This is a genomic window from Streptomyces sp. NBC_00885, from assembly GCF_045207475.1.
In the GTDB taxonomy this organism is placed as follows: domain Bacteria; phylum Actinomycetota; class Actinomycetes; order Streptomycetales; family Streptomycetaceae; genus Streptomyces.
The window spans coordinates 7,525,411-7,534,478 of the sequence record NZ_CP108796.1 but is presented as its reverse complement, the minus strand read 5'-3'; the positions used below and the strand labels follow the sequence as shown (position 1 = coordinate 7,534,478).

Below are 9,068 nucleotides of genomic sequence, written 5' to 3'. Positions count from 1 at the left end.
GCAGCAGCGGCCGGGGGCGGTTCTAGTCTGGTCCGGACAACAAGCGCGAATCGGGAGCGAGCGGATGGATCACAGCGGGCACGGCATGACGATGGATCTGCCGCCGTTCACGCTGGGGCGGGGGCTCGAGTTCTCACCGGACCCGTTCTTTCTCGTCGGCTGTCTGCTGGCACTCGGCCTGTACGGCTGGGGCGTGCTGCGGCTGCGCAGGCGCGGGGACAGGTGGCCGGTCGGCCGGACCGTCTGCTTCACGGTCGGCGTGCTGAGCGTGGCCCTGGTGATGTGCACCAAGCTCAATGACTACGGCATGGTCATGTTCAGCGTGCACATGGTCCAGCACATGGTGATCAGCATGCTCTCCCCCATCGTGCTGCTGCTCGGGGCGCCGGTGACGCTGGCGCTGCGCGCGCTGCCGGTCGCGAGCCGTCGCGGCAGCAAGGGGCCGCGCGAGCTGCTGCTGGCCCTGCTGCACAGCCGCTACATGCGGATCGTCACGCACCCGGCCTTCACGATCCCGCTGTTCATCGCGAGCCTGTACGGGCTCTACTTCAGCCCCCTCTTCGACTTCCTGATGGAGTCCAAGACCGGGCATGTGGCGATGATGGTGCACTTCCTCGCGGTGGGCCTCGTCTTCTTCTGGCCGATCATGGGCATCGACCCGGGGCCGCACCGGCCGGGCTATGTGATCCGGATGCTGGAGCTCTTCGCGGGCATGCCGTTCCACGCCTTCTTCGGCATCGCCCTGATGATGGCGACCGAGCCGATGATCAGCGCGTACAGGAATCCGCCGGCCTCGCTCGGCATCGACGCGCTCACCGACCAGAACGCGGCCGGCGGTATCGCCTGGGCCTTCAGCGAGATCCCGTCCGTGCTGGTGCTGATCGCCCTGGTCTTCCAGTGGTACGGCTCCGAACAGCGGCAGGCCAAGCGCATGGACCGGGCCGCGGACCGGGACGGCGACAAGGATCTCGCGGCGTACAACGCCTATCTCGCCTCGCTCCAGGCGCGCGGACAGTAACCGGGCAGTAGCGCGAGGCCCACCTCCCGGGTGACCATGAGGTCGACGGCCGCAGCCGTCGGAGGAGGGCGGGCATGTCCGGATCCACGAAGGCGATGGGAGTGCTCACCGTCGGGACCCTGGTGGTCGTGACGGCGTACACAGCGGCACTCGGAAGCAATGGCTGGCTCTGGTTCGGCTGGGTGGTACTCGGCCTGGTGACGATCGGAGTGATCGCTTCGCGCGGCAACTGACGGGGCGCACCGGGGACGGAGCCGCTCAGGAGCGGTGGACGTCCCCGGTCGCGGCGTCGGGTTCGCAGCCGTTGGCGAAGGTCTTGTGCCAGGTCGTGGGCCGGCCGCGGCAGGTGCCGGTGCGGCGGGCAAGGCGCCGCGCGGGGGTACGGGCGGTGCGAATCGCCCGTACGGCCCCGCGCGTGGCCCTGCGGTCATCCGACCCCGGCGGGCGCGACGGCGCGGTCCGGCTCGCGGACCGTCGCCGGCACCGCGGACATCTCGTCCTCGGGGAATGCGAGGCTCCTCGGCAACGGCTTGAACTCGCGGACGGGCGGCATCGAGACCGGCGCGGTACGAAGGACACGCTGGACTTCCTTGACGCGACGGCTGAACCAGATCACCTTGCCGCCGGCCGTGCCGCACGTGCCCCAGCTGTCGCTGAGCACGGCGACGGTCGCCAGTCCGCCCTTCGTGGGGGAGGAACTGGTCACCCGCGGCATCCTGCGGTCCTTGTCCGCGACGGATGCGATCAGATGCCTGCCCGTCCAGCGCAGCTCCACCACGCACGTCTTGTCGCCCTTCACATGGTGAACGACGTTGCCGACGAGTTCGTCGACCGCGCGGCATACGGGTGCGATGTGGTCCTCGAGACTCCAGTGCCGAAGATGCGCTGCGAGAATGCGCCGGATCTGGGGAATCCGTTCTGTCGATGCCTGCACTTCCAAGGTGTAGCGGCAGGCGGCCGTGACGTGCATGACCGTTACTCCTCACCGCGACCTGGTCAGCTCTTCGGCTAGGGACCCCCGAGTGCGAAGAGTGAGCAAGTGTCGCTTCTGGGTCACCAACAAGATTGACCTCGGGTGGCCGAGACCGCAACACATCGCCCATGCGGAGCAAGCGACGGCGGCGGGCCTCCGGTCGTCACCATTCCGGCCCCAGACGCTTACGCCCGGTAAGACCTGCACCTAGACTGACCCCCCGGCGTGCCCGATGACCTGGCACAACGCAGCCCTGAAGCCGATCCGGACCAAGTGAGGAGCACCCTCAATTGTTCTATTACGTGCTCAAATACGTCATTCTGGGGCCGCTGTTGCGGTTGCTGTTCCGGCCCAGGATCGAGGGACTCGAGCACATCCCCGCAGAGGGCGCGGCCATCGTCGCGGGCAATCACCTGTCGTTCTCGGACCACTTCCTGATGCCCGCGATCATCAAGCGGCGCATCACCTTCCTCGCGAAGGCGGAGTACTTCACCGGGCCGGGTCTGAAGGGGCGGCTGACCGCCGCCTTCTTCCGCAGCGCCGGGCAGATCCCGGTCGACCGCTCCGGCAAGGAAGCGGGCCAGGCGGCGATCCGTGAGGGGCTCGGGGTGCTGTGCAAGGGCGAGCTGCTGGGGATCTACCCCGAGGGCACACGTTCGCACGATGGCCGGCTCTACAAGGGCAAGGTCGGCGTCGCCGTGATGGCGCTGCGGGCCGGGGTACCGGTCGTGCCGTGCGCCATGGTGGGCACCTTCGAGATCCAGCCGCCCGGGCAGGTCCTGCCGAAGATCAAGCGGGTCACCGTGCGGTTCGGGGAACCCCTGGAGTTCTCCCGGTACGCGGGCATGGAGAACGAGAAGGCCGCCATCCGCGCGATCACCGACGAGATCATGTACGCGATCCTCGAACTGTCCGGCCAGGAGTACGTGGACCGCTACGCCGCCGACGTCAAGGCGGAGCTGGAGCCGGCGAAGAGGTTCCCCCGGCGGAGAAGCTGAGAGCGGATCCGCGCTCGGCGAACCGCTCCGAGCCCGGCGCGCGACGTACGAAAGGAGGGGCGGCCGCAACCGGCCGCCCCTCCCCGTATCGGCTGTGACCTACGGCTTCGGCGTGGCGTGCGGGGTGCACGTCACGTCGCTGCTGTCCAGCGTGCCGCTGACCAGGTAGGCGTCCACCCGCTGGTTGATGCACGGGTTGACCAGACCGGTCACACCGTGCGAACCGGCGTCCTTCTCGATGATCAGACGCGAGCCCTTGAGCCGCTTGTGCAGCTCGACGGCGCCCTCGAAGGGAGTGGCGGCGTCACGGGTCGACTGCACGATGAGCACCGGCGGCAGACCCTTGCCCGTCTTCACGTACAGCGGGTTCTGCTGCTTGGACGACCACGTGGCGCACGGAAGGTTCATCCACGCGTTGGCCCACGTCATGAACGGGTAGTCCTTGTGGAGGCGGGTGTTGTCCCGGTCCCACTTCTTCCAGCTGGTCGGCCACTTGGCGTCCGCGCACTCGACGGCCGTGTAGACGGCGTTGCCGTTCTCCGAGGCGATGTTGCCCTTGGTGTCGGACAGGTCGGGCGCCGCGGCGTCGACCAGTGCCTGGGTGTCACCCGCGAGGTACTTGCTCCAGGTCTGGGTGACGGGCACCCAGGAGGAGTCGTAGTACGGCGCGCTCTGGAAGAAGCTGATGAGCTCCGCCGGTCCGACGACCCCGCCGAGGGGGCTCTTCTTGGCGGTGGCCCGCAGCTTCAGCCACTGCTGCTCGACCTTCTCGGGGGTGTCCCCGATGTGGAAGGTCGCGTCGTTCTTGGCGACCCAGGCCTTCCAGTCGTTCCAGCGCATCTGGAAGGCGACGTCCTGGTCGAGGTTGGCCTCGTACCAGATCTTCTCCCGCGAGGGGTTGACGACGCTGTCGACGATCATCCGGCGGACATGGCCCGGGAAGAGCGTCGCGTAGACCGCGCCGATGTAGGTGCCGTAGGAGACGCCCAGGAAGTTGAGCTTCTTCTCACCGAGGGCGGCCCGGACGACGTCCAGGTCGCGCGCGGTGTTCGGCGTGGTCATGTGCGGCAGCATCCAGCCGCTGCGCTCGGCACACCCGTCCGCGTACTCGGCGGCGAGCTTGCGCTGGGCGCGCTTGTCCGCCTCGCTGTCGGGGACCGGGTCGGCCTTCGGCGCCTTCACGAACTCCTGCGGGTCGACACAGGAGATGGGGGCCGAGTGGCCCACACCCCGAGGGTCGAAGCCGACGAAGTCGTACGCCTTCGACGCGTTGACCCAGAGCGGGTTCTTGTTGGTGACCCGGGTCGGGAAGCGCATGCCCGAGCCGCCGGGGCCGCCCGGGTTGTAGATCAGGGCTCCCTGGCGCTCGGCCTTGGTGCCGGTGTTGCCTATTCGGTCGACGGCAATCTTGATCTGCTTGCCGTTGGGGCGTGCGTAGTCGAGCGGCACGCTCACCCATCCGCACTGGATGGGCTTGGCAAATCCCCAGTCCGCCGGGCAGTCCGCCCAGTCGATCCCCTTCTTCGCAGCCCGCTCCGCGGCGACCTGGACACCACGTGCCTCGGACCAACCGCTGTGGCCGCCGGTGGCGTTGGCGGCCGGAGCGGTGATCGCGCCCGTGATGAGGGTGCCCGCGATCAGAGTGCCGGCCGAGCCGAGCACTGCTGTGCGTCTCACGTAGAACTCCCCCTTCTGTTGTCGAGTTCTCCGGGGGATCCTTTCGTCTGTGGGGCTGCCGGGAACAGGTCGTACTGGTGTTTCTTTACCGAACCAATACCGGTAAGTAGTGTCCCGTTCAGCGGTACATCGAATTGACCTGGTTCGCACTACTCGGGCAGCTCCGCGCTCAGCACTTCGTCGAGTACGCAACGGAGTTGGCGGGCGTCCGGCGCGACGGCCGTGACCAGGTAGGCCGGACCGGCAAGCGGTGTGAGCACCGCGCTCTCGCCCAACAGCCGCGGCTGGGCGGGCTTCTCCTCGAACTCGGGATCCACGACGAGGAGTTGGCCGACGGCGCGATGTCCCGCCAGAACCGCGCCGCCGTCCCATCCTCCGGGCGCGCCGGGGCCGTAGGCCAATTCCTGGTCCAGCAGCGGACGTCCGGCGCGGTGAACGGTGAGGCGGGTCGCGAGGGTGCCGGGCTCTTCTCCGTGGCGGCCGAGGATCTGTTCCTCGCGCAGCACCAGCCGTGCGCTCGCCGCCAGTTCGACGCGTGTACGCATCCGCAGATCGCTGCCGGACGCGGAGATGAGCTGCTCCGGCAGCCAGCGCAGTTCGGCGTCCTCGCCGACCGTCAACGACACGTCGTAGTGAGCCTGTTCGGGGGTGCGGCCGGGCAGGGCGATGGTCGCGGCGGCGGAGTCGATGCGGAGCCGTGCCCCGTCGGCCGCCTCCGCCTCGATGGCCAGCCGGTCGCCGCCGAGCGGCGCGCTCATCGCGCCGACGACGGTGACACGGATGTAGGGACCGGCGGCGCGCGTACGGCGCAGGGCGAGCGGTCCGTCGCTCGTCAGTACCGGCAGACCGTCGCGGGTGGCGACGATACGGGCCGTGGCATGGATGCTCATGCGGTCCAGGCGGCCAGCTGGGCGCGCACCCAGTCGGCGACCGGGCGCACGCCGTCCTCGCCCCTCAGCGAGGTGAAGGCGACGGGGAGTTCACCGCGCTGCTCCTTGGCGTCGCGTGCCATCCGGCCGAGGTCGGAGCCGACATGGGGCGCGAGGTCGGTCTTGTTGACCACAAGCAGATCCGCGGTGGTCACACCGGGGCCGCCCTTGCGCGGGATGTCGTCGCCGCCCGCGACGTCGATGACGAAGATCTGGGCGTCGACGAGGCCCTTGGAGAAGGTGGCGGTGAGATTGTCGCCGCCGGACTCGACCAGGATCAGATCGAGCGGACCGACGCTCTCCTCCAGGTCTTCGACGGCTTCGAGGTTGGCGGAGATGTCGTCGCGGATGGCGGTGTGCGGGCATGCTCCGGTCTCGACCGCCTGAATGCGCTCGGGCGGCAGTACCGCGTTGCGGAGAAGGAATTCGGCGTCCTCGCGGGTGTAGATGTCGTTGGTGACGACGGCGATGGAGTGCTGGTCGCGCAGGGCGCCGCACAGCGCGGCGACGGTTGCGGTCTTGCCGGAGCCGACGGGGCCGCCGAGGCCGATGCGCAGCGCGCGCCGGGTGCCGTCGGGGCGTACGGCGTCGGCGCTGACGGCCCCCGGGCCGGCGTGCGAGTGGTCGAGATGCATGGTGCGGCTCCTTGATGTCCTACGAGGCGAAGAGGCGTACGGGCCAGGCGGCATGCGCCTGGGCCGTGATGTCGAGCAGCGGGGCGGACGCGGCGGGCAGCGCGCCGACACCCTCGCGCGCCGCGCGTGCGGCCCGCGCGGCCCGCGCGGCGACCTCGTCCATGGCGGGCGCGAGGCGGGCGAGGACGGCGGTGGCCTCGAAGGGGTCCAGGCTGAGGAGGCGTACGGCTGCGGTGGCCGGTCCGCCGACCGACTCGTACACGGCGCAGTGCGCGGCGTCCTCGGGCCCGAGTCCGGCACAGCGGGCGGCGAGCCCGAGGACGATCGGCTGGTGGGTGCCGCGTGGGAACGCCGCTGCGAGCGCGTCCAGTTCGGGACTCGGCCAGGTGGAGCGGGCGGCGCGCATCATCTGGCGGCCGAGCTTGCGGGCGGTGGCCCGCAGGGCGGGTGAGGGGGTACGAGCGTCGGCGGCGGCATCGAGCGCGAGGGGGTCGAGGCCGAGGGCGGCCGCGGCGGCGAGCCCCGCCGAGGTGAGACCGGTGGTGTGCAGCCGCCCCCGGCAGAAGGCCTCCAGATCCCGGGCATCGCGGATGCGGCCCGCCTTGACGGCCGGTTCGACCCCGCCGGAGTGGGCGTGCCCACCGGCGGGAAACCGGCCGTCGGCGAGGACGAGCAGCGCGGCGCGGGCCGCGGGCGCGGCCGGACCGCCGATCGGACCCGGGTCCGCGACAGCCTGGCGGCGGCCGGCCGTACTCGTGGCGCCGGGCCCTGCGAAGGCCTGCCCGCGGGAGTGATCGTCCATGGTCAGAACAGGAAGTAGCGCTGGGCCATGGGCAACTCCGCCGCGGGGGCCGGTTCGACCGGCTCGCCGTCGATCGTCACCGTGAAGGTGTCGGCGTCGACCTCGACACGCGGGAGCGCGTCGTTCTCCCGCATGTCGGCCTTGGTGACCCGGCGCGTGCTGGCGATCGGCACGAATGTCTTGCCCAGGCCGAGGCGTTCGGGCAGATCGTCCTCGATCGCCGCCCGGGCGACGAAGTTGAACGAGTTCGCCGCGGGCGCCTTGCCGAGCGCGCCGAACATCGGCCGCGGCATGACCGGCTGGGGGGTCGGGATGGAGGCGTTCGCGTCGCCCATCTGCGCGTACGCGATCTGGCCGCCCTTGATCACCAGCTGCGGCTTGACGCCGAAGAAGGCCGGATCCCAGAGCACCAGGTCTGCGAGCTTGCCGGTCTCGACCGAGCCGATTTCGTGGTCGAGGCCCTGCGCGACCGCGGGGTTGATCGTGTATTTGGCGACATAGCGACGTGCCCGGTGGTTGTCGGCACGGCCGTCTCCGGGCAGCGCTCCCCGCCGCTTCTTCATCACATGGGCCGTCTGCCAGGTACGCATGATCACCTCGCCGACGCGCCCCATGGCCTGGGCGTCGGAGGAGATGATCGAGATGGCGCCGAGGTCGTGCAGGATGTCCTCGGCCGCGATCGTGGAAGGCCGGATCCGGGACTCCGCGAAGGCGAGGTCCTCGGGCACGGCCGGGTTGAGGTGGTGGCAGACCATCAGCATGTCGAGGTGTTCCTCGATGGTGTTGACGGTGTGCGGCCGGGTCGGGTTGGTGGAGCTGGGCAGGATGTGTGGCTCGCCGACGACCGTGATGATGTCCGGTGCGTGCCCGCCGCCGGCGCCCTCGGTGTGGTACGCGTGGATGGTGCGGCCCGCGATCGCGGCCAGGGTGTCCTGGACGAAGCCCGCCTCGTTCAGGGTGTCCGTGTGGATGGCGAGCTGGGCGCCCGTGTCCTCGCAGACGCTCAGGCAGGCGTCGATGACGGCGGGGGTCGCCCCCCAGTCCTCGTGGATCTTGAACCCGAGTGCCCCGCCCCGCAGTTGGGAGTGCATGGCCTCGCTGGACATCGTGTTGCCCTTGCCGAGCAGGCCGATGTTCACGGGGAAGGAGTCCATCGCCTCGAACATCCGGGCAAGGTGCCAGGGCCCTGGGGTGATGGTGGTGGCCTTGGTGCCCTCGGCCGGTCCGGTGCCGCCGCCGACGAGCGTGGTGACACCGGTCGCGAGGGCCTGGTCGATGATGGTCGGCGAGATGAAGTGGACGTGCGCGTCGATGGCGCCCGCGGTCACGATCCTGCCGTTGCCCGCGATGATCTCGGTCTCGGGCCCGATGACGAGATCGGGGTGCACTCCGTCCATGGTGTCGGGGTTGCCGGCCTTGCCGATCCCGGTGATGCGCCCGTCTCGGATGCCGATGTCGGCCTTGACGACGCCCCAGTGGTCGATGACGACCGCTCCGGTGATGACGGTGTCGGGTGCGCCTTCGGCGCGTGTCGTACGGGCCTGGCCCATCGACTCGCGGATCACCTTGCCGCCGCCGAACACAGCCTCGTCGCCCGCGAGTCCGGGCCCCCCGGAACGGTCCTGCTCGATCTCGACGAGAAGGTCGGTGTCGGCGAGCCGGATCCGGTCGCCGGTGGTGGGGCCGAAGAGATCGGCGTAGACGGCGCGACTCAGCTCAGGCATCGAGACCGCCTCCGACCTCTCCGCGCAGGCCCGCGATGACGCGTCGGCCGGCGAAGGGGACGAGTTCGACATCGACGGGGATGCCGGGCTCGAAGCGCACGGCGGTGCCCGCGGCGATGTTCAGCCGCAGGCCGCGCGCGGCGGCACGGTCGAATTCCAGGCCGGGGTTGGCCTCTGCGAAGTGGTAGTGGGAGCCGACCTGGACGGGCCGGTCGGCGGCGTTGACGACGGGGATGCGGGTGACCTCACGGCCCTGGTTGAGGGACACGCGGCCCTCGGCGAGCAGGATCTCTCCGGGAATCATCGGCGGCC

10 protein-coding genes are annotated in these 9,068 nt (G+C 70.0%); 3 read left to right on the top strand and 7 right to left on the bottom strand.

The genetic code is table 11. From position 1 onward, the window contains the following. The first annotated feature begins 64 nt into the window (after nt 1-64). Together OHA61_RS34395 and OHA61_RS34390 are read left to right on the top strand one after the other, a co-directional pair. Nucleotides 65-1,018, top strand: coding sequence for a cytochrome c oxidase assembly protein (locus OHA61_RS34395; RefSeq protein ID WP_406306302.1), 954 nt, complete (start codon nt 65-67; stop codon nt 1,016-1,018). A gap of 74 nt (nt 1,019-1,092) precedes the next feature. Then, the gene (locus OHA61_RS34390; RefSeq protein WP_266488210.1) at nt 1,093-1,251 is read left to right on the top strand and encodes a hypothetical protein; all 159 of its coding nucleotides are present in this window, start codon (nt 1,093-1,095) and stop codon (nt 1,249-1,251) included. 194 nt (nt 1,252-1,445) lie between these two features. Here the strand turns inward: OHA61_RS34390 and OHA61_RS34385 are convergent, their stop codons facing one another. Next, nucleotides 1,446-1,988 (bottom strand): ATP-binding protein, encoded by a 543-nt coding sequence (locus OHA61_RS34385; protein WP_324988701.1) that lies wholly within the window; start codon nt 1,986-1,988, stop codon nt 1,446-1,448. A 293-nt stretch (nt 1,989-2,281) separates the two neighbouring features. Here OHA61_RS34385 and OHA61_RS34380 point away from each other — a divergent pair, with 293 nt between their 5' ends. Further along, nucleotides 2,282-2,989, top strand: a complete 708-nt coding sequence (locus OHA61_RS34380; protein ID WP_406306301.1) for a lysophospholipid acyltransferase family protein — start codon at nt 2,282-2,284, stop codon at nt 2,987-2,989. Between the two features lie 99 nt (nt 2,990-3,088). On the opposite strand, the gene OHA61_RS34375 is transcribed toward OHA61_RS34380, so the two are convergent. The 6 genes from OHA61_RS34375 to OHA61_RS34350 form a co-directional block, all read right to left on the bottom strand. Then, a complete protein-coding gene (locus OHA61_RS34375; RefSeq protein WP_406306300.1) occupies nt 3,089-4,666 on the bottom strand; it encodes an alpha/beta hydrolase in 1,578 nt (525 codons plus the stop codon). A 149-nt stretch (nt 4,667-4,815) separates the two neighbouring features. Next, complete coding sequence (locus OHA61_RS34370) at nt 4,816-5,556, bottom strand: urease accessory protein UreD (protein WP_406306299.1); 741 nt, start codon at nt 5,554-5,556, stop codon at nt 4,816-4,818. Then, on the bottom strand, nt 5,553-6,230 hold the full coding sequence (ureG, locus tag OHA61_RS34365; RefSeq protein WP_406306298.1) for an urease accessory protein UreG: 678 nt from the start codon (nt 6,228-6,230) through the stop codon (nt 5,553-5,555). Before ureG ends, OHA61_RS34370 begins: the two co-directional genes overlap by 4 nt. Nucleotides 6,231-6,249: 19 nt before the next feature. Continuing rightward, nucleotides 6,250-7,032, bottom strand: coding sequence for an urease accessory protein UreF (locus OHA61_RS34360; protein ID WP_406306297.1), 783 nt, complete (start codon nt 7,030-7,032; stop codon nt 6,250-6,252). A gap of 2 nt (nt 7,033-7,034) precedes the next feature. Then, nucleotides 7,035-8,756 (bottom strand): urease subunit alpha, encoded by a 1,722-nt coding sequence (locus OHA61_RS34355; RefSeq protein WP_406306296.1) that lies wholly within the window; start codon nt 8,754-8,756, stop codon nt 7,035-7,037. After that, nucleotides 8,749-9,060 carry an urease subunit beta gene (locus OHA61_RS34350; protein ID WP_406306295.1) on the bottom strand — a complete coding sequence of 104 codons (312 nt, stop codon included), beginning with the start codon at nt 9,058-9,060 and terminating at the stop codon, nt 8,749-8,751. Before OHA61_RS34350 ends, OHA61_RS34355 begins: the two co-directional genes overlap by 8 nt. Nucleotides 9,061-9,068 lie beyond the last annotated feature (8 nt).

Coding starts and splice junctions, on each gene's coding strand:
- OHA61_RS34395 (WP_406306302.1), top strand. CDS start 65: ATGGATCACAGCGGGCACGGCATGACGATGGATCTGCCGCCGTTCACG.
- OHA61_RS34390 (WP_266488210.1), top strand. CDS start 1,093: ATGTCCGGATCCACGAAGGCGATGGGAGTGCTCACCGTCGGGACCCTG.
- OHA61_RS34385 (WP_324988701.1), bottom strand. CDS start 1,988: ATGCACGTCACGGCCGCCTGCCGCTACACCTTGGAAGTGCAGGCATCG.
- OHA61_RS34370 (WP_406306299.1), bottom strand. CDS start 5,556: ATGAGCATCCATGCCACGGCCCGTATCGTCGCCACCCGCGACGGTCTG.
- ureG (WP_406306298.1), bottom strand. CDS start 6,230: ATGCATCTCGACCACTCGCACGCCGGCCCGGGGGCCGTCAGCGCCGAC.
- OHA61_RS34360 (WP_406306297.1), bottom strand. CDS start 7,032: ATGGACGATCACTCCCGCGGGCAGGCCTTCGCAGGGCCCGGCGCCACG.
- OHA61_RS34355 (WP_406306296.1), bottom strand. CDS start 8,756: ATGCCTGAGCTGAGTCGCGCCGTCTACGCCGATCTCTTCGGCCCCACC.
- OHA61_RS34350 (WP_406306295.1), bottom strand. CDS start 9,060: ATGATTCCCGGAGAGATCCTGCTCGCCGAGGGCCGCGTGTCCCTCAAC.